Genomic DNA, 21,623 nt, shown 5'->3' with positions numbered 1-21,623 from the left:
GCGATCACTTCGGCATCGCGCGCAGGGACTGGGTCATCTTGTTCAGCGTGTCGATCGGGACCGCGTCCGGCACGTCCTGATCGGCGACGGCCAGGAACACCATCGAGCTCTGCCCGTCGCTGTTGGTGGCGAGCACGCTGACCGCGGCGTTCTTCGAGTCGCACGGGCCGGGCGCCATCAGCGTGACGCGGGCGGTGACCCGGACGGCCGGGAGGCCGCCGGGGAGCTGCACCTGCTCCGGCGGGCCGAGGACGACCAGGGGCTTGTTGCCGTCGCGGACGTAAGCGAGTTCGGCGAGCTTCTGCGCCGTCTCGTTGGCCACCGTGGTGTCGTCCGGGCCCTTGCGCGCGCTCACGCCCGTGGTCGCCCGGAAGCTGCCGGCGTCGCCGGGGCAGAAGCCTTCCATGTAGTCGGCGACGCCGGTCATCGTCACCGGGTCGTCGGGCGGGCCGAAGGCGTGGACGTTCTCCGGGTTGGGGTCGAGCTTCCAGCCCTGGCCGGCCGGCAGGTCGTAGACCGCGCCCCGCTTCGGCACGGTCGCCACCTGCCAGCCGCCCACCACCGGCGTCAGGTTCGGGTTGGCCACCCCCGAAGTGGGCGGCGGTGCGCTGGTGGTCGGCTTGGTGGGCGAGCTGGTGCGGGCCGGGGGCGGCGGCGACGCCACCGACGGGCCGCCGGAGGTGCTGAGCACGACGATCGTCGTGACGATGGCGATCACGGCTACCGAGGCGAGCGCGATCGCCGCGATCAGCGGCCCGCGGCTCTTGCCCGGCGGAGCCGGTTGCACCGGGTAGCCGCCGGCCATGCCCGGATGGACCGGCTGCTGTTGCGGCGGCTGCTGCGGCTGTTGCTGCGGCTGCTGGGGTTGCGAGAACGTGCCGAACCCCTGGTACTGCGCGCCGGGTTGCGGCGCCGATCCGCCGGGATTGCCCGCGATGGGCTGTCCGGTGATCGGGTCGTACTGCCCGTACTCGTTGGAGCCCCAGTTGCCAGGTGATGACATGCGGCGATCCTAGCGAGGCGCGCGAGTACCTCAGTTGACGCTGGCGTGTTGGGCGAATTCGGTCAGCGGCGCCGGAACCGCGCGGAGCTCGCGGAGGAACTCGGCCTCCCGCAGCAGCAACCGCCGGATGCTGCGCAGCCGCTCCAGCGGATCGGTCTCGGCCAGCAGCTCCTGCCGGTCCTCGACGGTCAGCACGCAATCGTCGGCCAGCAGGTAGGAGAGCGCCGCGGCATCGGCGTCCTCGGTGGGCACGTCGCGCCGCCCGCCGCGCAGGCCGGTTTCGTGGTAGCGCTGGTGGGCCGAGCGGGCGGCGGTGATCAGGTGCTCGCGGCGGGCCGGCGAGTCGTGCTCCGGGGCGGTGTCCGGCAGCCACTCGACCTCGGCCATCAGGTACGGCGCCGCGGTCCGGTCGATCTGCAGCAGCCGGAACCGCCGCTCGCCGGCGGCGCTGATGTCGTAGCGCCCGCCGGGCAGCTGCCGCACCTGGTCCAGCAGCGCCGAGCAGCCGACGTCGTACATCGAGTCGACGTTGTCCTCGCCGACCTCCCAGCCCTGGCGGATGCCCACCACGCCGAACCGGCGGTCGGGCAGCTCCTCGCCGACCAGGTCGGTGACCAGCTGCCGGTAGCGCGGCTCGAAGATGTGCAGCGGCAGGTGGCCGCCCGGCAGCAGCGCGGAGCCCAGCGGGAACAACGGCAGCACGTCAGTCACGCCCCAAACCTACGTGCCGAATCACCCGATGGCACCACGGTGAAGCGTTTCCAGACTCGTCTTGCGTGGCGGCGCGGGTGGCGGCCCCCCTGCGGGAGTTGCTGCGGTCTTCTCGCTGTGGGATCCCCGACATCACGTATGTCCAATACGCCACGTCGGGGCTGTCCTCGCGGGGAGAACCCCAGAGGGGTGGGCGCCGTGAACCCGCGGCGGTGCCGGTTGCGTACGTGGGCTAAGCGGCTGCGCCGCTCGCGGCGGCTTGGATGGGCCTGATTCCGGCGTCGCGGTGATAGTTGCGAAACGATCTTTTAGACGTGTCGGCTTCCGCTCGTCACGCCGGCGGGCGGAACACCGCGAAGGGGTCCGTGACCTGCAGGTCCCGGCAGGTGAACTGGAACAGCGCGGGCGGGCGGCCGCCGGCCGGGCCCGCGGGCACCGTCCGGCCGGTGGGTTCCAGCACGCCCCGCCGCGACAGCACGCGCTGCAGGTTCGTCGCCGCGACCTGGTAGCCGAGCGCGGCGGAGTAGATCCGGCGCAGCTCCGAGACGGTGAACTCGGCCGGGGCCAGCGCGAAGCCGATGTTGGTGTAGGACAGCTTCGCGCGCAGCCGGTCCTGCGCGGCGAGCACGATCAGCTCGTGGTCGAAGGCCGTCGGCGGCAGCGCGTCGACCGGGTGCCAGGCGGTGTCGGCGGGCACCTCGGGATCGATGTCGGAGGGCACCAGGCCGAGGAACGCGGTGGCGACCACCCGGCGGCCGGGCACCCGGTCCGGGTTGCTGAACACCGAGAGCTGCTCGACGTGGGACAGCTTGTGCACGTCTACCTTCTCGGCCAGCTGGCGGCGGATGGAGGTCTCGACGTCCTCGGTCGCCGCGAGCCGCCCGCCGGGCAGTGACCAGCGGTGCACGTCCGGTTCCCGGGCGCGTTGCCAGAGCAGCACCTGCAGCCCGTCGTCGCGGATCTGGAGGACTCCGGCGAGCACTTCGTGACCAGCGTCGCTCTTGTCCGCACAACTTGCGGTGTTAGGATATGGCACGTTTTCGATTATAAGGCGAAAACCTCGGAGCGCTTGATCCGGGGTGCTAGCGGAGCTTCCGGGCGGGTCGCCCCGGAGGGTCCGGCGAGGAGGACTACATGGCCGCGACTGCAACCTGGGAGCGGACCGACGCCGGTTACACCGGGGTGGAGCCCACCGCGGACTGGGCGCGCGAGGTGCGCCGGCTGGCCGACGAGCGGGACGCGGTGCTGCTGGCGCACAACTACCAGCTGCCGGAGATCCAGGACGTCGCTCACCACACCGGCGACTCGCTGGCCCTCAGCCGCATCGCGGCGAACAGCTCCGCGAGCACGATCGTCTTCTGCGGCGTGCACTTCATGGCCGAGACCGCGAAGATCCTCGGCCCGGAGAAGACGGTGCTCATCCCGGACGCCCGGGCGGGCTGTTCGCTGGCCGACTCGATCACCGCCGACGAGCTGCGCGCCTGGAAGGCCGAACACCCCGGCGCGGTCGTGGTGTCCTATGTGAACACCACCGCAGAGGTGAAGGCGGAGACCGACATCTGCTGCACGTCGTCGAACGCGGTGGACGTGGTGCGCTCGATCCCGGCCGACCGCGACGTGCTGTTCTGCCCGGACCAGTTCCTGGGCGCGCACGTCAAGCGCGAGACCGGCCGCGAGAACCTGCACATCTGGGCCGGGGAGTGCCACGTGCACGCCGGGATCAACGGGCCCGAGCTCGCCGACCGCGCGGCGGCGAACCCGGACGCGGACCTGTTCATCCACCCCGAGTGCGGCTGCGCCACCTCGGCGCTCTACCTGGCCGGCGAGGGCACCGTCGCCAAGGAGCGGGTGAAGATCCTGTCCACCGGCGACATGCTGACCGCGGCGAAGGAGACCGGCGCGCGCTCGGTGCTGGTGGCCACCGAGATCGGCATGCTGCACCAGCTGCGCCGCGCCGCCCCCGAGATCGACTTCCGCGCGGTCAACGACCGGGCGTCCTGCCGCTACATGAAGATGATCACCCCGGCTGCGCTGCTGCGCTGCCTGCGGGAAGGCGCCGACGAGGTGCACGTGCCGGCGGACGTCGCCGACCGCGCGCGGGCCTCGGTCGAGCGGATGATCGCGATCGGCAAGCCGGGAGGCGGCGAATGAGCTGGGAAGCGGGCGCGGACTTACTCGTCGTCGGCACCGGCGTCGCGGGCCTGACGGCGGCGCTGCGGGCCCGTGAGCTGGGCCTGCGGGTGCTGGTGGTCAGCAAGGACTCTGCGACGGCGGGCAACACGAGCTGGGCGCAGGGCGGCATCGCCGTCGTCCGGCCCGACGAGCTCGACCTGGGCGACAGCCTGCGCGAGCACGTCGAGGACACGCTGACCGCAGGGGTCGGGCTGTGCTCGCGCCCGGCGGTGCAGGACATCCTCGCCGACGGCGCGGCGGCGATCGCGCGGCTGCGGGCGGCCGGCGCCCGGTTCGACGCGGGCCCGGGCGGCGAGCTGGCGCGCACCCGCGAGGGCGGGCACAGCGCGTTCCGCGTGATCCACTCCGGCGGCGACGCGACCGGCGCGGAGGTGCAGCGCGCGCTGTCCGAAGCCGTGCGCGGCGGCGGGATTCCGATCCTGGAACAGCATTGCGTCGTCGAGCTGCTGCGCGGCGACAGCGGCGCCGTGGTCGGTGCGGTCGCGATGGACGCCGAGAACAGGCCGGGTGTGCTGCGCGCCCCGGCGGTGCTGCTGGCGACCGGCGGGCTCGGCCAGCTCTACGCCGCGACCACCAACCCCGAAGTGTCCACTGCGGACGGAATCGCGCTCGCGCTGCGGGCCGGTGCCTCCGTCGCCGACCTGGAGTTCGTGCAGTTCCACCCGACGGTGCTCTACACGCCGGGCGGGCCGCGGGGGCGGCGGCCGCTGATCACCGAGGCGGTGCGCGGCGAAGGCGCGGTGCTCGTCGACGTGCACGGGCGGCGCGTGATGGAGGGCGAGCACCCGCTCGCCGACCTCGCGCCGCGCGACGTCGTGTCGGCGGCGATCAACCGGCGGGCCGCCGAAACCGGCGCCGAGCACGTGTTCCTCGACGCCACGAGCATCGGGGCCGGGTTCCCCGAGCGGTTCCCGACGGTCCACGCGGCGTGCCGGGCGGCGGGGATCGACCCGGTCCGCGAGCCGATCCCGGTGGCCAGCGTCGCGCACTTCTCCTGCGGCGGCGTGGTGTCCAGTGTGGATGGTCGCACCGCCGTGACCGGGCTCTACGCCGCCGGTGAGGTCGCGTGCACCGGGCTGCACGGCGCGAACCGGCTGGCGTCCAACAGCCTGCTGGAAGGCCTCGTGGTCGGCGGGCGCGCGGCCGAGGCGGTGGCCAAGGACCTGTGCTGCGGGCTGCTCAACCGCAAGCCCACCGGCGCGGCCCTGCAGTCCGCGATGGCGGTGGTCGACCGGGATCTGCTGCAGCGCACCATGAGCCGGTACGCCGGCATCGAGCGCGACGACGCGGGCCTGGCGACCGCGACGAAGGAGCTGGACCGGGCGGCCATCGTCCGTCCACTTACGAATCGGCAGGCCGTCGAGGACTCCTCGCTGACGCTGACCGCGCAGGCACTGCTGGCGGCGGCCAGGCAACGCGCGGAGTCGCGCGGCTGCCACCGCCGAACGGATTTCCCGGACACCGACGACCTGCGCTGGCGGCGCAGCACGGTGCTCCGGCTGGACGCCTCGGGGTGCCTCATCCACACCGCGGCTGGGATTGAGAGGGCGGCATGACCATCGATCTGGACGACGCGCGCGAAGTGGTGCGCATGGCACTGGCCGAGGACCTGCGCTACGGGCCGGACGCGACGACCGCGGCGACGGTCCCGGCCGATGCGGTCGCCGAGGCGGGGTTCAACACCCGCAAGGCCGGCGTGGTCGCGGGCCTGCCACTGGTGCGGCTGGTGCTCGACGAGGTGCTGGGCGCGGACGCCTACGCGGTGCTCTCCGAGCGGGCCGACGGCGACGTGCTGGAGCCCGGCGACTGCGTGCTGCGGGTGAAAGCACCGGCCCGCGGCCTGCTCACGGCGGAGCGCACGGCGCTGAACCTGCTGTGCCACCTCTCGGGCATCGCGACCGCGACGGCCGCGTGGGTCGAGGAGGTCGAGGGCACGGGCTGCCGGATCCGGGACAGCCGCAAGACGTTGCCGGGCCTGCGGGTCCTGCAGAAGTACGCGGTGCGCTGCGGCGGCGGCGTCAACCACCGGATGGGTCTCGGCGACGCGGTGCTGATCAAGGACAACCACGTGGTCGCGGCGGGCTCGGTGGTGGCGGCGGTGCGGGCCTGCCGGGAGCACGCGCCGGACCTGCCGATGGAGGTCGAGGTGTCCACACTGGACGAACTCGACGAGGTGCTGGCGGAGGACGTGGCGCTGGTCCTGCTGGACAACTTCACCCCGCAGCAGTGCGCGGAAGCGGTGCGCCGGGTCCGAGCGGCGGCGCCGCGAACGGAGCTGGAGGCATCGGGCGGCCTGACCCTGGAGGTGGCGAGGGCCTACGCGGAGACGGGGGTCCAGTACCTGTCGGTGGGAGGCCTGACGCACTCCTCCCCGGCCCTGGACCTCGGCCTGGACATGTGATCACCGGTCACAGCAGCGATTCGAAGTCGATCCGGAGGTCGACGGGGTCGGACACCGCCAGCTTGCCGGTGTCCACCCCGGCCGGGGCGTAGAGCCGTGTGGTGGGGTCCAGCCGGTAGCGGAATGCGGCCAGCCGCCGGTCGTCTTGGTGTTCGCGTTCGATACGCCAGAAGTGTTCGATACCCGCAGCGGCGTACTCGGCGGGTTGTCGGTTTGGTCGGCGGTGACCGAGCCCGGTGACATCACCTCTACGACCAGCAGGCAGTGCTGCGGGCGGAGCACAGCTTCGTCCGGCAGCGCGGAGTCGTAGACGACGATGTCCGGCCGGCGGTTGAGCAGGGGTACGTCCCGTAGTCGAAGGTCGACGCTGGTGGCGACCGCGATTTCGGGCCCGCCGGAGCGCTCCAGCTCGTCCGCCACTCGTCGGACGACGGTCTGGTGCCGACGGGTCGGTTCAGGCCGCACGACAATGCCTCCGTCGACGATTTCGATGTACTTGCACACCTCGTCCGACAGCGCTTCGTAGTCCGCGGTGTCGATTCCACTGGGCGGTAGCAACATCCAGTCGGGAAAGGGGTTCATCGCAGCCTCCTCGGAGCGGGGGCGGACGTGCGGGCTCGGAGGTTACTCTTCGTGGCTGCGAGGTTCGGTCATGGCTCAGTTGATCGGGGTGGGGTACTGGTGAGCACTGTGCAGCCCGAGCGGGTTCTGCCTTCTCCGCTGTTGGGCGGGATCTACCGGGCCCAGCGGCCCACCGGGCCCGTGGTCGGGTTGCTCGTCGTGCTGTTCTGCCTGCTCGTCGGGCAGGCCGTCGCCGGGGTGGTGCTGGTCTCGGCGTTCGGGTTGCCGATGAGCGCTCTGGTCGGCGGCGAGCTGGGGCTGACCACCCAGCTGGCGCTGATGCTCAGCTTCGCCGGGGCCGCCGGCCTGCTGGCGCTGTGGATCCGGGTCAAGGAGCGGCGGCCCTTCGGCTCCGTCGGGTTCTTCCCCGCTTCGCGCATCGGCTCGCACCTGGCGCTCGGGACCGCGGTGGCGGTGGTGCTGCTGTCCGTGCCGGTCGGCATCAACGTGCTCAGCGGGCAGTTCGAGATCGGCTCGGTGCGCGCCGCGCAGATCGGCGGCGCGCTCGTGGCGCTGATCGGGTTCGCCGTGCAGGCCAGCACCGAGGAGATCCTCACCCGCGGCTACCTGATGCAGGTCACCTACCGGAAGTGGGGCCTGGTCGCCGCGATCGCCTTCCAGGCGCTGGTGTTCGCCGCGCTGCACGGCGTCAACGCAGGCGTCAGCGTGATCGCGCTGGTCAACATCCTGCTGATCGCCGTGGTGCTGGCGTTCTGGGCGCTGGCGGAGGGCGGCCTGTGGGGCGTGTGCGCGTTCCACGCGGTGTGGAACTGGTGGCAGGGCAACGTGTACGGCATCGAAGTGTCCGGAATGGACATCCGGACGACCGTGCTGGAGATCGGCGGCTCGCCGGGCAGCGCGCCCCTGCTCACCGGCGGCGGGTTCGGCATCGAAGGAAGCCTGCTCACCACCGCGGTCCTGGCCGTCGCCGCGGTGCTCGCCGCGCTCGCCTACCGCCGGAAGCTCGCCCGTTCGTGAAGGGCGCCTTCCGAACCAGAAGGCGCCCTCCGCGGCGGAACCTCAGAAGCGGCGGTTGGCGAGGACCGGGATGGCTTGGCGGGCCTGCTCGACCGCGGCCGGATCGATGTCCACGACGAGGATGTCGGGGGAGTCGGCGAGCTGCGCGTGCACCTGGCCCAGCGGGGTCGCCGCGAGGCTGTAGCCGATGCCGGTCGGGGCCTTGCCGCTCGGCTCCCGGCCGACGCTGCGCGGGTCGGCCTGGCCGCAGGCCACCACCCACGACGTGGAGTCCAGCGCGCGGGCGCGCACCAGCAGCTGCCACTGCTCGCGCTTGCCCTCGCCGGAACCCCAGGACGCCGAGGTGACGATCACCGACGCGCCCTTGTCGGCCAGCGCCGTGAACAGGCCGGGGAAGCGAACGTCGTAGCAGGTCGTGAAGCCGACCTTGGTGCCGCCGAAGTCCACCACCACGGGCTGCTCGCCCGGCGCGACGGTGTCCGACTCGGCGAAGCCGAAGGCGTCGAACAGGTGGATCTTGTCGTAGGAGGTGTCCACGCCGCGGCCGGTGATCAGCAGCGTGTTGGTCACCCTGCCGTCCTCGGTGGGCGTGAACATGCCCGCCGCGACGGCGATGCCCGCCTCCTCGGCCAGCCGCCGCACCTCGGTGGCCCACGGCCCGTCGAGCGGCTCGGCCAGCGGCCCGAGCTTGATCCCGAAGCAGGCCATCGTCGCCTCCGGGAAGACCGCGAGGTCGGCGCCGGCGTCGGCGGCCCGCCGGACGTAGTCGGCGACCAGCTCCAGGTTCGCCTTGGGGTCCGGGCCGGAAACGATCTGGCAGAGAGCAATCCGCATAACCACAACCATCCTTCAGGGATTGTTTCCAAACTCGTCTTGCTTAGCGGTGCGGGTGGCGGCCCCCCTGCGGGAGTTACAGACGCCGCCTGGACTGTGGGATCCCCGACTTACGCATGTCCAATACGCGGCGTCGGGGCTGTCCTCGCCCAGTAGCCCAGAAGGGCGGGCACGGTCTGAGAACCCGCGGCGGTGCGAGTTGCGTAGGTGGGCTAAGCGGCTGGCGCCGCTTCAAAGAAGAACGACATTTGAAACTCCCTCCAGCGCTCACCCGTTACGATGTTTGTATACCAGCGATATGCATGGCTAGATTTCACACAGGGGGTCTTCGTTGCCGTCGGGACGCGAACTGGCTTACGACCATCTCAAGGACACGGTCCTCAGCGACCCGTCGATGCAGGGGCAGTTCGTCAACGAACAGGCGCTCGCGGACGAGATCGGGGTGTCCCGCACGCCGATCCGCGAGGCCCTGCTGCTGCTCGCCGCCGAGGAGCTGGTGCAGCTCGTGCCCAAGCGCGGCGCCTACATCGCGCCGGTCGGCGGCCGGGAGATCCGCGAGCTGTTCGAGATCCGCGCGATGATCGAGTGCTACGCGGCCCGCCGCGCCGTCGAGCTGGACGCGGTGCCGCTGGAGCAGATGCGTGCCGAGCTGGACGCCCAGCGCGAGCTGGGCGGCGACGACCAGGCGCGCGCGTTCATCGACCGCGACCACGGGTTCCACGCCGCGCTGGTGTGCGCGGTCGGCAACGACATGCTCAGCAAGACCTACGACGCGCTGCGGGCCCGCCAGATCCGTGCGGGCATCGTGGCGCTGTTCAGCGTCAGCGGACGGCGCAAGGCGGTGCTCGCGGAGCACGAGGCGATCCTCGCGGCGCTCGCCGCGGGTGACGCGGAGGCCGCGACGAAGGCGATCACCGAGCACCTGACGGCGACGCAGCAGGTCGTCCTGGCGGGCTGAGGGGCCTTCCGGCCGGGAAGCGCCCGATCGGGAACCCCACCCCCGTGCCTCCCGGCAGGTGAGGTTCCCGGTTCCAGGTGGGATCGGGCAGGTCACTGCGCGTTCCGGCGGCCCAGGGACAGGCCGATCAGGGTCACCACGCAGGTCGCCGTGAGGTAGCACGCCGGGGCGAACCAGGTGCCGAACGAGGCGAACAGGTAGGTGAACAGCAGCGGGGCCAGTGCGCCGCCGATGACGCCGGCCAGCGTGTACGCCAGGGACGATCCGGTGGCGCGCAGCGCCGGGCTGAACTGCTCGGACACGAACGCCGCCTGCGGCCCGTACATGAGCGCGTGCCAGACCAGGCCGATGACCACGCCGAAGATCAGCAGCCCCGCCGAGCCGCCGCCGACCATCGGGAAGAACACGAACGGCCACACGCCGGCGCCGATCGCGCCCACCGCGTAGACCTTCCGCCGTCCCCACCGGTCCGACAGCGCGCCGGCCAGCGGCATCAGCACGAGCTGCAGCGTCGAGCCGAGCATGACCCCGGTGACCGCCCAGCTCTTGGGCATGTTCAGCTGCTGGGTGGCGTAGGTGAGCACGAACACGGTGAACAGCGCGTAGAGCACGTCCGGGCCGACGCGGGAGAGGATCGCCGACACCAGCGCGCGGGGTTCGCGGGTGAAGACGTCCCGCACCGGCGCCCCGGCCTGCTCGCCCTTCTCCTGCAACTCCTTGAAGACCGGGGTCTCCTCCAGCTTCACCCGGATCCACAGGCCGAACAGCACCAGCACCGCGGAGAGCAGGAACGCGACCCGCCAACCCCAGGACATGAACTGCTCCTGGGTGAGCAGCGCCGCGAGCGCCGCCAGGACGCCGTTGGCCAGCAGGTTGCCCGCGGGCGGGCCGATCTGGGCGGCCGACGCCCAGAAGCCGCGGTGCTTCTCGCTGCCGAACTCGCTGGACAGTAGGACCGCGCCGCCCCATTCGCCGCCGATGCCCACGCCCTGCGCGAAGCGCAGCACCACCAGCAGCACGGCGCCGAGCGCGCCGACCTGGCTGTGCGTCGGCAGCAGTCCGATGAAGACGGTGGAGATGCCGGTGATGAGCAGGGTGATGACCAGCACCTGCTTGCGGCCCAGCACGTCGCCGAGCCGGCCGAACACGAAGCCGCCCAGCGGCCGGGAGACGTAGCCGACGGCGTAGGTGGAGAACGCCAGCAGCGTGCCGGACAGCGGGTCGTGGCTGGGGAAGAACAGCTGGCCGAACACCAGCGCCGACGCCACCGAGTAGGCGGCGAAGTCGTACCACTCCAGGGAGGTGCCGCTGAGGCTCGCGACGAAGGCCTTGATCAGGTCCTTGCGGGCCGGCCGGGCCGGCGTGGATAGCGCTTGGGTCATCGGGGTCCATTTCCTGTGCCGGGCTCCCGGGGGTCGTTCGGCTCGTGGATGCCGACCACCGGGGTACTGTGATACACCAAATGTATACAACCAGTATGCGGACGTTGGAGGACATCTTGTTTCCACTGAGTTTCGATGTCAACGGCGAGGTCGTCGAGGTGCCGGTGACGGCCCTGCTCAACGGCGGCTACGCCGGGCGCAGCCAGGAGGACGTCGCGGCGCACGTCGCCGAGCTGGCCGAACTCGGTGTGCCCGCGCCGACGAAGACGCCGTGCCTCTACCCGGTCGCGCCCTACCTGGCGATGCAGGCCGACGAGGTGCCCGCGCAGCACGAGCGCACCTCCGGCGAGGCGGAGTGGGCGCTGGTCGTCGCCGGGCCCGAGGAGCGGGACGTGCTGCTGACCGTGGCCTGCGACCACACCGACCGGGCGCTGGAGGTGCACGGCGTCGCGTGGAGCAAGCAGGCCGGCCCGGACGTGCTGGGCCGCAAGGCCTGGCGGCTGGTCGACGTCGCCGACCGGCTCGACGAGCTGACGCTGACCGCGTGGGCCGACGGCGAGGTGATCCAGCGGGGCACCCTGGCGGAGCTGCTCACGCCCCAGTTCTGGCTCGACGACCTGCGCGAACGCGGCCTGCTGAAGCCGGGCACCGTGCTGCTGTCGGGCACCCTCCCGATGGACGCCGCCGTCGACCAGTTCGCCGGCTCCTGGCGGGTCGAGCTCGGCGACCCGAAGACCGGCGACGTCATCGCCTGCGAGTACCGGGTCAGCCGGATGCCCGAGCCGGTGGCGTGAGCCGACGCTTTCGCGCGAAATCGTCGCCCCGCGTGCGGGAAGCCGGCGATTTCGCGCGAAACCGCCACCGGTGTGGCGGGCCCGGTTGCGCCGACCTGGCGAGCAAGATCTCAGGTTATTGAGAACTACTTGCAACAGCACCTATTGTTCAGGAGTGCTGAATCGTCGTGCCTTCTTCGTCGCCGTTCCGGTCGCCCTGGGCCTGCTCGGGGCCGGTTGCGCCGCGCCCTCCGCGCCGGGCACCGGCGATCCCGGGTCGATGCTGCTCGCCGACGGCTTCGAGCCGGAGAGCCTGAACCCGCTGCTGGGCTACGGCGTGGAAGGCGCCGCGAAGTTCTACGACGGGCTGCTGGCCTTCGACGGCCAGGCCGCTCTGCGCCCGGCACTGGCCAGCGAGGTGCCGCAGTCCACGCCGGACGCCAAGACCTGGACGGTCAAGCTCCGCGACGGCGTCCGCTTCCACGACGGCACGCCCTTCGACGCCGACGACGTCGTCGCCACCTACCGGGCCGCGATCGACCCGGCCTACGCCTCGACGGTCTCGTCGGACTTCGACATGCTCGCCGGCGTCCGCGCGCTCGACCCGCACACCGTGCAGTTCGACCTGAAGATCCCCTACGCCGCCTGGCCGTCGAAGCTGGTGCTCGGCATCGTGCCGAACGAGCAGCTCGCCGAGCCGAAGCCGCAGGAGGACTCGCCGCTGAACACCAAGCCGGTCGGCACCGGCCCCTACAAGCTCGTCGAGTGGCGCCAGGGCGACCAGATGACCTGGGAGGCCAACGCCGGCTACTGGGGTGGCGCGCCCGCGATCGGCAAGGTCACCGTCGTCTTCGCCAAGGACGACAACACCCGCGCCCAGCGCCTGTCCTCCGGTGAGTTCGACGGCACCGTGCTGCCGCCGGTGCTGGCCGAGAGCGTCGGCCGCGACGGCTACCGGACGGTGCACCACAGCACCGCCGACTACCGCAGCATCGCGCTGCCCAACGAGCACCCGGTCGCCGGTGATCGCGCCGTCCGGCAGGCGCTGAACCTCGCGGTCAACCGCGAAGGCATGATCCAGGCCCTGCTGGGCGGGCACGGGAAGCCCGCCTACGCCCCGATCCCGGAGTCGATGGGCGCGAACTACGAGCCCGCCGCCCGGTTCGACTTCGACCCGCAGCGCGCCGCGAAGGTGCTCGACGACGCCGGCTGGCGCGTCGGCGGCGACGGCATCCGGGAGCGGGGCGGGGTCCGCGCCGAGTTCACGGTGATGTACTTCGCCGACGACAGCCTGCGCAAGGACCTGGCCCGCGCGTTCGCCTCGGACGCCAAGGCGATCGGCATCCAGGTCGAGCTCGCCGGGGTGGACCGCTCGGCGGTGGCCGGGCGGCTGGCCACCGACGGGATCGTGCTCGGCGGCGGGAACCCGATGGACCCCGACCCGCAGGCCTACGCCAGCCTGCACTCCTCGGTCATCGGCACCGGCACGTACAACAACCCCGGCAAGTACCGCAACGCCGAGGTGGACGCCGCGCTCGACGGCGGCCGCCAGGAGCTCGACCCGGCCAAGCGGGCGGAGTTCTACAAGCAGGCGCAGCGCGCCTACGTCGCCGACCCGGGCCTGGTGTACCTGGCGTTCATCGACCACAGCTACGTGATGCGCGACGGCAAGTGGTCCGGCTACCAGCCGCCCGTCGAGCCGCACGTGCACGGGACCACCTGGGGCCCGTGGTGGAACATCGAGGCCTGGAAACCGCAGGCATGAGCCGCGCGATCGGCCGCCTGGTGCTGCGGCGGATCGGGTTCGCCGTACCGGTGCTGGTGATCGTCGCGTTCGGGATCTTCCTGCTCGCCGCGGCATCCCCGTTCGACCCGATCCACCAGTACTACGGCGTGGAGATCTTCGGCGCGTCCGCCGCCGACGTCGCCGCGGTGCGGGCCCGGCTGGGGCTCGACGAGCCCGTGCTGGTGCAGTTCTGGCAGTGGGCCACCGGCGTGTTCGGCGGCGATCTAGGCGTGTCCCGCTCGTTCCGGCAGCCGGTCGCGCAGGTCGTCGCGGAACGGCTGCCGTGGACGATCCTGCTGGCCGCGACCGGGCTCGCGCTGGCCGTGGTGATCGCGCTGGTGCTGGGCACCGTCGCGGCGTGGCGGCAGGGCGGCTGGATCGACCGGTTCGTCACCGCCATCGGCCACGCGCTCGAAGGCGTGCCGCCGTTCGTGCTGGCGCTGCTGTCGATCGCGGTGTTCTCGCTGGGCCTGGGCTGGCTGCCGGTGGCGGGCCTGACCGACGCGGGCACCGCGGTGTCGTTCGGGCAGGTCGCGAAGCACCTGGCGCTGCCCGCGCTGGTGCTGGGCATCTCGCAGTCGCCGTGGCTGGTGCTGCACGTCCGGCAGTCGATGCTGACGTCGCTGTCCGAGGACCACGTGACCGGGGCGCGGGCACGCGGCCTGGCGGAACGCGTCGTCGTGCTGCGGCATGCGCTGCCGACCGCGCTGCTGCCGTTCGTCACGCTGATCGGCGCGCGGGTTCCGGAACTGGTCACCGGGGCGGTGCTGGTCGAGGAGGTCTTCTCCTGGCCGGGCCTGGCCGCGGCCGTCGTCACCGCCGCGACCGCCGTCGACTACCCGCTGCTGGCGATCCTGACGCTGGTGGCGACGGCGGCGGTGCTGCTGGGCTCGCTGCTCGCCGACATCGCCGCGATCGTGCTCGACCCGAGGGTGGCCGCCGATGGCTGACGAATCCGTGCGCGGCACCGCCGCCCGTCCCTCCACATCGGCCGGTCCGTGGCGCGCCGCGGGACGCGGACGCGCCGGGACGTCCCGCGCCCGGCCCAAGGCCCGGCTGTGGGTGTCGCTGGGCGGCCTCGCGCTGCTGGTGCTGGCCGCGATCGCGGTGCCCGCGGTGTTCGGCAGCGAATCGGTGCGCTACGACTCGATCCGGCTCGCGCCGAGCCCCGCGCACCCGTTCGGCACCGACTCCGGCGGCCGGGACCTGTTCGTGCAGTCGCTGGCCGGGCTGCGGATCTCCTTGCTGGTGGCCGGGATCAGCGCCGTCGTGTCCACAGTGCTCGGTTCGCTGGTGGGCGCGATCGCGGGCAGCGCCGGCGGCTGGCCGGACCGGCTGCTGATGCGCCTGGTCGACACCGTCAACTCGGTGCCGCACCTGCTGCTGGGCATCGTGATCGTCGCGCTGTACCGGGGCAGCCTGGTGGCGGTGATCCTGTCCATCGCCCTCACGCACTGGACGACGGTGGCGCGCATCGTGCGCTCGGAGGTGCTGTCGCTGCGGCAGCGGCCGCACATCGACGCGGCGATCGCGGGCGGCTCGTCGCGGTGGCGGATCCTGCGGCGGCACCTGCTGCCCGCGATCGTGCCGCAGGCCGCGCTGTCGGCGGTGCTGCTCGTGCCGCACGCGGTGTGGCACGAAACCGCGCTGAGCTTCCTCGGCCTCGGCCTGCCGCCGCACCTGGCCAGCATCGGCAACATCCTCGGCGACGGCCGGGAAGCGGTGCTGCTCGGCGCGTGGTGGATCGTGCTGTTCCCGTCGGTGCTGCTGGTGCTCACGACGCTGGCGGTGTCCGGGCTGGCCGCGACCTGGCGCGACCGGGTCGTGCCGCGACGGCGATCGGAGTTGGCGCTGTGAGCGAACCGCTGCTCGAACTGGACCGGCTCTCGGTGCGGTTCCTGCTGGGTCGCGGGACCGAGGTGCGGGCCGTGACCGACGCGACGCTGCGGCTGCGCCCGGGCCGGGTGCTCGCGCTGGTCGGGGAGTCCGGCTGCGGCAAGTCGGTGCTGGCCTCCGCGTTGCTCGGCCTGCTGCCCGGCAACGCGCAGGTGCGCGGCGAGGCCGTGCTCGCCGGCGGCATCGAGCTGCTGGCCGCGCCGGAAGCGGTGCTGGCCGGGCAGGTCCGCGGCCGGCAGGTCGGCCTGGTGCCGCAGTCCGCGGGCACCCACCTGACCCCGGTGCGGACCGCGCGCAGCCAGCTCGTCGAGGCGATCCGGGCGCTGGACGGCGCGGCCGGGCCGGACGAACTCGCCGAGCGCGTCGGGCTGGACCCCGCCGACCTGGACCGGTACCCGCACGAGCTCTCCGGCGGGATGGCGCAGCGGGTCGCGGTGGCGCTGGCGCTGGCCGGCGATCCGCGGATCATCCTCGCCGACGAGCCGACCACCGGGCTGGACCGGCCGCTGGTGCACCGCACCGTGGACCTGCTCGCCGAGGCCGCCGCCGAGGACCGCGCGGTGCTGCTGATCACCCACGACCTCGCGGCCGCCCGCCGGGTCGCCACCGACGTCGCGGTGATGTACGCCAGCCGGATCGTCGAGGCGGGGCCTGCGGAGCAGGTGCTCGCCGAGCCCTGGCACCCGTACACCGCGGGGCTGCTCGGCGCGCTGCCCGACGGCGGCTTCCAGCCGATCCCGGGCCATCCGCCGGCCCTCACCGAACTGGCCCGCCTCGAACAGGAATGGGGTTGCGTGTTCTGCCAACGCTGTCCGGACGTGCCCGGATTCGGGCCCTGCACGGGAGATCCGGAACTGCTCGAACTCGGCGACCGGTGGGTCGCCGCGCATCCGCCGTGCTGAGCGCGACCGGCCTGGTCGCCGGCTACCGGCGCGGCGAACCGGTGCTCGACGGCGTCGACCTGGACCTCCCGGCCGGTGCGGTGGTCGGGCTGGCCGGGCCGAGCGGGTGCGGGAAGTCCACGCTGGCCAGGGTCCTCGGGCTGCTGCACGAGCCGTGGTCCGGACGGGTGGCGCTCGACGGCGAACCGGTCACCGGCTTCCGGCACGCGACGCCGCGGGCGCAGCGGACCGCGATCGGCATCGTGTTCCAGCATCCGCGGCCCGCCGTGGATCCGCGCTTCACGCTGCGCGAGATCATCGCCGAACCGCTGCGCGCCACCGGCGCCGACGGCGACGTCGGCGAGCTGGCCGACGAGGTGGGGCTGACCGCCGAGCTGCTGTCGCGGCGACCGCACGAGGTGAGCGACGGCCAACTGCAGCGGGCCTGCCTGGCGCGGGCGCTGGCGCTGCGGCCCGAGTACCTGATCTGCGACGAGATGACCGCGATGCTGGACGCGTCGACCACGGCGGCGCTGGTGCGGGTGGTGAACCGGCGCGTCGAGGAGCACGGCGCCGGGGTGCTCGCGATCAGCCACGACGAGGACCTGCTGGGACATTGGGCGGTGCACGTGGTTCGCCTCGGCGGCGGGGCGATATGACATGGTGGGGCGAACGCGGTCGCGGGGGACCGCTCGGCAAGTGACGACGGACCCTAGGAGTCGACGTTGAGCGAGGGCGAAGGCACGACCTTCATGCAGTGGCGGGAACGGGCCCAGACCGAGGTCCGCGACGACCGCCCCAAGATGCGGGCGCTCATGATCACCGCGGCGATCGTGGTGGTCATCGGGATCGTCGTGGGATCCCTCTTCCTGCTGCTGTCCTGACCCGGATGTCCGCCGGGGTTCGCAGTTTCAATTGAAACTGCGAACCCCGGCACGGGATCACTGCTCCTCGGGGAGCTTGGTGACCAGCAGCCGGGAGACGCGGTGGCCGTCCATCGTGCGGACCGTGAAGCGGTGGCCCAGGGCCTCCAGGGAGTCGCCCTCGGCCGGGACGCGGCCCAGGCGGCTGACCACGAAACCCGCCACCGTGTCGTAGGGGCCGTCGGGCAGCGCGATCCCGGTCTGCTGCTCGAAATCGGCGCGGTGCAGCAGGCCGTCGGCCTCGAAGCTCCCGTCGCCCTTGGGACGCACCGGTGCGCCGCTGGGGTCGTACTCGTCCCAGATCTCCCCGACGACCTCCTCCACGAGGTCCTCGACGGTGACGATGCCCGCGGTCCCGCCGTACTCGTCGACCACCACGGCCAGGTGCCCGCCGCGCCGTCGCATCTGCGAGAGCGCGGCCAGCACCGGCTTGCTGGCCGGCAGCGCCGTCACCGGCCGGGTCAGGTCGCCGACCGTGCGCGCCTCGTGGCCGCCGTGGGTCGTGGCGAGCAGGTCCCGGACGTGGATGAACCCCACGACGTCGTCGGCGGTGTCCCGGATGACCGGGTACCGCGAGTGCGGCTTGCCGGCCACCTCGGCGATCGCCTCCGGCAGCGGCGTGGTGCGGTCCAGGAAGTCGACCTCGGTGCGCGGTACCATCACCTCGCCGAGCACCCGGTCGGTGGCCTTGAACGCGTCGCTGAGCAGCCGCCGCTCCTCGATGGTCAGCTGCTCGTTGGTGCGCACCATGTCGCGCAGTTCTTCCTCGCTGACCTTGTCCTGGTCGGCGCGCGGATCGATGCCCATCAGCCGCACCACCGCGTTGGTGGACTTCGACAGGAACCAGATCAGCGGCCGGAACAGCGTCGCGAGCCAGTCCAGCACACCGGCGGTGACCAGCGCGACGCCCTCGGACTTCTGCAACGCCAGCCGCTTGGGCGCGAGCTCGCCGAGCACCAGCGACAGGTATGAGACGAACAGCGTCACCAGCACCAGGGCCACCGACGCGGCGAGGCCGATCGGCAGGCCCCACCCGGCCAGCATCGGCTCCAGGCGCACCGCGATCGTCGCGCCGCCGTAGCTGGAGGCGAAGAACCCGGCGAAGGTGACGCCGATCTGCACCGCGGAGAGGAACCGGTTGGAGTCGGCGCGCAGCTTGGCCACCCGGGTGCCGCGCCGGTCGCGTTCGGCGAGCTTGCGGACCTGGCTCTCGCGCAGCGACACCAGCGCGATCTCGGCGGCCGCGAAGTAGCCGCCGAACAGCACGAACAGCAGCACCAGCGCGAGGTTCCAGACAACACCGTCCATCTTCCGATTGTTCCACCCGCGGCGGACGCGAGCCGGGGAGAACCGGTCAGCCGGTGGCGCGCCAGTACTGGTGCTTCTTCTCGTCGCGCACCAGGATTCCGTGCTGGGCGAGCTCGGTGCGCAGCAGCGCCGCTTCCTTGCGGTCGCGCTTGCGCAGCGCGCGGTCGCGGGCCGCCATCAGCGCGTTGATCCGCAGCGGCAGTTCCGGGGCGTCCTCGACCCACCGGACGTAGTGGCCTGCGAACGGGTCCTTCTCCCGCCACGGGTAGCCGTGCTCGGCGAACGCCCGGCGCAGCTTCGTCCAGTCCAAATCGGACGGTTGCCGGGCCTGCTCGGAGCCGGATTCGTCCAGCACCACCAGGTGTTTGCGGTCGAGGAACACGGAGCCGATCTCGTCGCGCGCGATGTGCTGCGCCGAGTCGCCGACGGCCAGCGTCACCCGCTCGGGCTCGACGGTGACGGTCAACCGCTCCTGCGCCATCAGCCCGGCGAAGCCGAGCCCGATGATCAGGCCGATGGCGACGGCGCCGACGGTGCCCCACGGATCGGGCACCGACGCGGCGAGCTCGAAAACGCCCTGGAACGGCGCCCACGGCAGCCCGGCGACCCAGCCCGCCGCCATCCGCAGCAGCCAGATCAGCAGCGCGCCCAGCAACGGGCAGATGAGCCACGTGCCGTGCCGGATGAATCGGTGCTCGGCCACGGTGGTGGCAGGTTCGGCGGCCATACCACCATTATCGCCGCCCGGTCGCCCAGGACCGTCGGTGCGGTAGAGGCTGGCCGGAAGTTCCGAACGTGCGCTATTCCTCGGCGCCGGGGACTGCGACCAGCATGGCCGCGACCCATAGGAAGACCTTGGGGTCGCCGAGCTCGGACGCCGTGAGCCAGTCAGCCGCCCGGCGCGCGTGCCGCTCGTCCTGGATCAACCCCCATCGCCCAGGACGAACGCCGGTCGCGTGCCCGACATCGCTGACCAGACCGCCAAGGCAGGTCCAGGTGTGCCAGAGCCCGCAGTCATAGCCGACCAGCTCGAAACCGAGCGTCTGACCTGCAGAGATGGGCTCCCATCGCGCCAGCCGTTCCGGCACGCTGCCCGCTGCTTCTGCCCACCCGCCGTCGGCCAAGTCGGCCGACAACCCCGGGATGTCCGCTGAGGCGAACCCCACCCCGAGCACCTGCAGGTCGGCCCGGTTCGCCTGGACGCATGCTCGCCCGGCCGATTCCGCGTCACCGAACCAGTCGTCCCAGCCTTGCGGGTCCGCCGCCAGCAGGTCCACCACACAACTGCTCATCGACACCAGATCAGCGCTCGGCAGCCCGACATCCTGCCAATCCCGCCGAGCGGCTCGCGAAGCAACACGGTAGCCCGCCAGGGCGTAGTCGATGGTCACGGAATCAGTTTCACCTGCCGGGCAAGCGAAAATCTCCTGCTCGACGACCGCTCCCTCTCAGCTCGCACCGCCGCGGGTTCACGGTGCCCCGGGGTTCTCCCAGCGAGGACAGCCCCGCCACGCAAGATTAGCCTTCGAAGTGGAAGGGCCCGGGGTGCCGTGGCGCCCCGGGCCCTTTTCCCCTCTCACCGGATCAGGCGCCTGCCTCGCGGATCAGGATGTCCACCGCCGCGTCGTTGCGGGCGGTCTCCTTCTCGATCACGTCGTCGGGCGGGTAGAACCCGTCGATGCCGCCGCCGTTGGCCGGGTACATCTCGAAGGTGTAGGCCAGGATCTTGTGCTGGCCCCACATCCAGTCCAGGCTGTCGCCGTCGGTGACGTAGAGGTCGCTGGACTGCTGCGGGGTGTAGCCGTTGGACTGGGCCATCTCGCCGCCGACCCGCGCGAACCGGTCGTACTCCTCCTGCGTCATGTCCTCGGTGACGTCGTCGCTGGTGTGCCCGAAGGGCCACAGGACGAGCTCGGAGTAGGTGTGGAAGTCGATCGCGGCCTTGATCTGCTGGGCGCCGCCGACCACCCGCGAGTCGATGAAGTCGCGCATCGCCGCGGTCTCCGGCGCCGACCACTCGGCCGTGCCCCGGTAGGTCTCGCCGTTCGGGTCGTCATCGGAGCCGCCGCAGCAGCCCCACTTGTAACCCCAGTTGCGGTTGAGGTCGGTGCCGGCGTCCTGCCGGTTCTTGCGCCAGCCCTGGAACTGGCCGGACTCCACGTCGTAGGACGAGCCGTCCGGGTTGACCACCGGGATGATCCAGATCTCCCGGTTGTCGACGGCGTCCTTCACGGCCTGGTCGCTCGCGTAGTCGTCGGTGAACCGGTTGGCGATGCGCAGGCACATCTCGGTGGTGAGGTGCTCGCGGGCGTGCTGGTTGCAGTTGAACAGCACCTCCGGCTCGTCCTCGTCCTGGCCGACGTTGTCGCTGATCTTCAGCACCGGGATGTCGCGGCCCTCGAAGGACTTGCCGATGCTGGACTTCGACGCGATGTCCGGGTGGTCCTTGACCACGGTGTCGAGCTCGGCGTTCATCTCGTCGAGGTTGTGGTAGCCCTCGTACCCGGGCGGGAAGTCGCCGGGCACCTGCTGCGCCTGCGCCGGGTTGATCCGCTTGAGCGCGTCGGCGACCTTGGTCTCGTCGTTGAGCACGAAACCGGCCGCCCGCAGCTGCTCGGCCTGCGCCGGTGTGGCCTCCACGGTGGCCACCGCGCCGGACACCGCGATGACCTGGGCGCCGGTGCGGTTGATCTCGGTTCGCGTCTTGCTGTCGGTGTTGGGAACGGTGTAGGTGGCCAAGTCCTGGGCGGCGGTCGCCCCGGTCGGCTCCGCGGACACGCTGGCCTGGATCGGGGCCAGCAGGACCAGGCACGCGGCTGCCGCCACGGTCACTGCCTTGCGCCGTGAGCTGAACATCGGGTCTCCGATCGATCACTGGTGGTGATGTTGGCAGGTTCTAGGAGCTGCCCGATGTTGGCAAGCCACTGGCGAACAATGGTCTGCCGTTGACGTTTTCCCATTCCGCGCGCGTCCCG

General features: G+C 71.8%; 22 protein-coding genes. 12 read left to right on the top strand and 10 right to left on the bottom strand.

Annotated elements, in window-relative coordinates; all coding sequences use genetic code 11:
- Positions 1-4: 4 nt before the first annotated feature.
- The 3 genes from AB0H93_RS28975 to AB0H93_RS28965 form a co-directional block, all read right to left on the bottom strand.
- Positions 5-1,003, bottom strand: coding sequence for a hypothetical protein (locus AB0H93_RS28975; protein ID WP_358576544.1), 999 nt, complete (start codon positions 1,001-1,003; stop codon positions 5-7).
- A gap of 30 nt (positions 1,004-1,033) precedes the next feature.
- Positions 1,034-1,714 carry an LON peptidase substrate-binding domain-containing protein gene (locus tag AB0H93_RS28970; protein WP_358576542.1) on the bottom strand — a complete coding sequence of 227 codons (681 nt, stop codon included), beginning with the start codon at positions 1,712-1,714 and terminating at the stop codon, positions 1,034-1,036.
- A gap of 331 nt (positions 1,715-2,045) precedes the next feature.
- On the bottom strand, positions 2,046-2,696 hold the full coding sequence (locus AB0H93_RS28965) for an NUDIX domain-containing protein (RefSeq protein ID WP_358576600.1): 651 nt from the start codon (positions 2,694-2,696) through the stop codon (positions 2,046-2,048).
- A gap of 152 nt (positions 2,697-2,848) precedes the next feature.
- Between AB0H93_RS28965 and nadA the strand changes: the two genes are divergently transcribed.
- The 3 genes from nadA to nadC are packed head-to-tail and all read left to right on the top strand — an operon-like array spanning position 2,849 to position 6,308.
- Positions 2,849-3,865 (top strand): quinolinate synthase NadA, encoded by a 1,017-nt coding sequence (nadA, locus tag AB0H93_RS28960; protein WP_358576541.1) that lies wholly within the window; start codon positions 2,849-2,851, stop codon positions 3,863-3,865.
- Positions 3,862-5,463 (top strand): L-aspartate oxidase, encoded by a 1,602-nt coding sequence (locus AB0H93_RS28955; protein WP_358576539.1) that lies wholly within the window; start codon positions 3,862-3,864, stop codon positions 5,461-5,463. The genes nadA and AB0H93_RS28955 overlap by 4 nt, the downstream gene beginning before the upstream one ends.
- The gene (gene nadC / locus AB0H93_RS28950; RefSeq protein ID WP_358576538.1) at positions 5,460-6,308 is read left to right on the top strand and encodes a carboxylating nicotinate-nucleotide diphosphorylase; all 849 of its coding nucleotides are present in this window, start codon (positions 5,460-5,462) and stop codon (positions 6,306-6,308) included. Before AB0H93_RS28955 ends, nadC begins: the two co-directional genes overlap by 4 nt.
- Here the strand turns inward: nadC and AB0H93_RS28945 are convergent, their stop codons facing one another.
- A complete protein-coding gene (locus AB0H93_RS28945) occupies positions 6,309-6,890 on the bottom strand; it encodes a Uma2 family endonuclease (protein WP_358576536.1) in 582 nt (193 codons plus the stop codon).
- Positions 6,891-6,989: 99 nt separating this feature from the next.
- Between AB0H93_RS28945 and AB0H93_RS28940 the strand changes: the two genes are divergently transcribed.
- The gene (locus AB0H93_RS28940) at positions 6,990-7,907 is read left to right on the top strand and encodes a type II CAAX endopeptidase family protein (RefSeq protein ID WP_358576535.1); all 918 of its coding nucleotides are present in this window, start codon (positions 6,990-6,992) and stop codon (positions 7,905-7,907) included.
- Positions 7,908-7,949: 42 nt separating this feature from the next.
- Here AB0H93_RS28940 and AB0H93_RS28935 read toward each other — a convergent pair whose 3' ends face one another.
- Positions 7,950-8,741, bottom strand: a complete 792-nt coding sequence (locus AB0H93_RS28935) for a carbon-nitrogen hydrolase family protein (RefSeq protein WP_358576534.1) — start codon at positions 8,739-8,741, stop codon at positions 7,950-7,952.
- Positions 8,742-9,072: 331 nt separating this feature from the next.
- Here AB0H93_RS28935 and AB0H93_RS28930 point away from each other — a divergent pair, with 331 nt between their 5' ends.
- Positions 9,073-9,699, top strand: coding sequence for a GntR family transcriptional regulator (locus AB0H93_RS28930; protein WP_132485552.1), 627 nt, complete (start codon positions 9,073-9,075; stop codon positions 9,697-9,699).
- A gap of 92 nt (positions 9,700-9,791) precedes the next feature.
- Here AB0H93_RS28930 and AB0H93_RS28925 read toward each other — a convergent pair whose 3' ends face one another.
- Positions 9,792-11,081 (bottom strand): MFS transporter, encoded by a 1,290-nt coding sequence (locus tag AB0H93_RS28925; protein ID WP_132485554.1) that lies wholly within the window; start codon positions 11,079-11,081, stop codon positions 9,792-9,794.
- Positions 11,082-11,197: 116 nt separating this feature from the next.
- Here AB0H93_RS28925 and AB0H93_RS28920 point away from each other — a divergent pair, with 116 nt between their 5' ends.
- From AB0H93_RS28920 to AB0H93_RS28890, 7 genes are all read left to right on the top strand, one after another.
- On the top strand, positions 11,198-11,875 hold the full coding sequence (locus tag AB0H93_RS28920; RefSeq protein WP_358576532.1) for a DUF2848 domain-containing protein: 678 nt from the start codon (positions 11,198-11,200) through the stop codon (positions 11,873-11,875).
- A gap of 154 nt (positions 11,876-12,029) precedes the next feature.
- Positions 12,030-13,619, top strand: a complete 1,590-nt coding sequence (locus AB0H93_RS28915) for an ABC transporter substrate-binding protein (RefSeq protein ID WP_358576531.1) — start codon at positions 12,030-12,032, stop codon at positions 13,617-13,619.
- Positions 13,616-14,590 (top strand): ABC transporter permease, encoded by a 975-nt coding sequence (locus AB0H93_RS28910; protein WP_358576529.1) that lies wholly within the window; start codon positions 13,616-13,618, stop codon positions 14,588-14,590. The genes AB0H93_RS28915 and AB0H93_RS28910 overlap by 4 nt, the downstream gene beginning before the upstream one ends.
- A complete protein-coding gene (locus AB0H93_RS28905; protein ID WP_358576528.1) occupies positions 14,583-15,497 on the top strand; it encodes an ABC transporter permease in 915 nt (304 codons plus the stop codon). Before AB0H93_RS28910 ends, AB0H93_RS28905 begins: the two co-directional genes overlap by 8 nt.
- Positions 15,494-16,438 carry an ABC transporter ATP-binding protein gene (locus AB0H93_RS28900; RefSeq protein ID WP_358576526.1) on the top strand — a complete coding sequence of 315 codons (945 nt, stop codon included), beginning with the start codon at positions 15,494-15,496 and terminating at the stop codon, positions 16,436-16,438. Before AB0H93_RS28905 ends, AB0H93_RS28900 begins: the two co-directional genes overlap by 4 nt.
- Positions 16,432-17,076 carry an ATP-binding cassette domain-containing protein gene (locus AB0H93_RS28895; RefSeq protein ID WP_358576525.1) on the top strand — a complete coding sequence of 215 codons (645 nt, stop codon included), beginning with the start codon at positions 16,432-16,434 and terminating at the stop codon, positions 17,074-17,076. The genes AB0H93_RS28900 and AB0H93_RS28895 overlap by 7 nt, the downstream gene beginning before the upstream one ends.
- Positions 17,077-17,142: 66 nt before the next feature.
- A complete protein-coding gene (locus tag AB0H93_RS28890; RefSeq protein WP_358576524.1) occupies positions 17,143-17,301 on the top strand; it encodes a hypothetical protein in 159 nt (52 codons plus the stop codon).
- Between the two features lie 57 nt (positions 17,302-17,358).
- Here the strand turns inward: AB0H93_RS28890 and AB0H93_RS28885 are convergent, their stop codons facing one another.
- The 4 genes from AB0H93_RS28885 to AB0H93_RS28870 form a co-directional block, all read right to left on the bottom strand.
- On the bottom strand, positions 17,359-18,648 hold the full coding sequence (locus AB0H93_RS28885) for a hemolysin family protein (protein WP_358576523.1): 1,290 nt from the start codon (positions 18,646-18,648) through the stop codon (positions 17,359-17,361).
- Positions 18,649-18,694: 46 nt separating this feature from the next.
- Complete coding sequence (locus AB0H93_RS28880) at positions 18,695-19,375, bottom strand: hypothetical protein (protein WP_358576522.1); 681 nt, start codon at positions 19,373-19,375, stop codon at positions 18,695-18,697.
- Positions 19,376-19,448: 73 nt separating this feature from the next.
- On the bottom strand, positions 19,449-20,039 hold the full coding sequence (locus AB0H93_RS28875; protein WP_358576521.1) for a hypothetical protein: 591 nt from the start codon (positions 20,037-20,039) through the stop codon (positions 19,449-19,451).
- A gap of 193 nt (positions 20,040-20,232) precedes the next feature.
- Complete coding sequence (locus tag AB0H93_RS28870; protein WP_358576520.1) at positions 20,233-21,504, bottom strand: M14 family metallopeptidase; 1,272 nt, start codon at positions 21,502-21,504, stop codon at positions 20,233-20,235.
- Positions 21,505-21,623 lie beyond the last annotated feature (119 nt).

The sequence above is a fragment of the Saccharopolyspora sp. NPDC050642 genome (assembly GCF_040654735.1).
GTDB lineage: Bacteria > Actinomycetota > Actinomycetes > Mycobacteriales > Pseudonocardiaceae > Saccharopolyspora > Saccharopolyspora elongata.
This window is presented reverse-complemented; position numbering and strand designations above follow the sequence as displayed.

Bases quoted from the DNA above. Each gene is read 5' to 3' on its own strand.
- AB0H93_RS28975 (WP_358576544.1), bottom strand. From the start codon at position 1,003: ATGTCATCACCTGGCAACTGGGGCTCCAACGAGTACGGGCAGTACGAC.
- nadA (WP_358576541.1), top strand. From the start codon at position 2,849: ATGGCCGCGACTGCAACCTGGGAGCGGACCGACGCCGGTTACACCGGG.
- AB0H93_RS28955 (WP_358576539.1), top strand. From the start codon at position 3,862: ATGAGCTGGGAAGCGGGCGCGGACTTACTCGTCGTCGGCACCGGCGTC.
- nadC (WP_358576538.1), top strand. From the start codon at position 5,460: ATGACCATCGATCTGGACGACGCGCGCGAAGTGGTGCGCATGGCACTG.
- AB0H93_RS28945 (WP_358576536.1), bottom strand. From the start codon at position 6,890: ATGAACCCCTTTCCCGACTGGATGTTGCTACCGCCCAGTGGAATCGAC.
- AB0H93_RS28935 (WP_358576534.1), bottom strand. From the start codon at position 8,741: ATGCGGATTGCTCTCTGCCAGATCGTTTCCGGCCCGGACCCCAAGGCG.
- AB0H93_RS28925 (WP_132485554.1), bottom strand. From the start codon at position 11,081: ATGACCCAAGCGCTATCCACGCCGGCCCGGCCGGCCCGCAAGGACCTG.
- AB0H93_RS28910 (WP_358576529.1), top strand. From the start codon at position 13,616: ATGAGCCGCGCGATCGGCCGCCTGGTGCTGCGGCGGATCGGGTTCGCC.
- AB0H93_RS28905 (WP_358576528.1), top strand. From the start codon at position 14,583: ATGGCTGACGAATCCGTGCGCGGCACCGCCGCCCGTCCCTCCACATCG.
- AB0H93_RS28885 (WP_358576523.1), bottom strand. From the start codon at position 18,648: ATGGACGGTGTTGTCTGGAACCTCGCGCTGGTGCTGCTGTTCGTGCTG.
- AB0H93_RS28880 (WP_358576522.1), bottom strand. From the start codon at position 19,375: ATGGCCGCCGAACCTGCCACCACCGTGGCCGAGCACCGATTCATCCGG.
- AB0H93_RS28870 (WP_358576520.1), bottom strand. From the start codon at position 21,504: ATGTTCAGCTCACGGCGCAAGGCAGTGACCGTGGCGGCAGCCGCGTGC.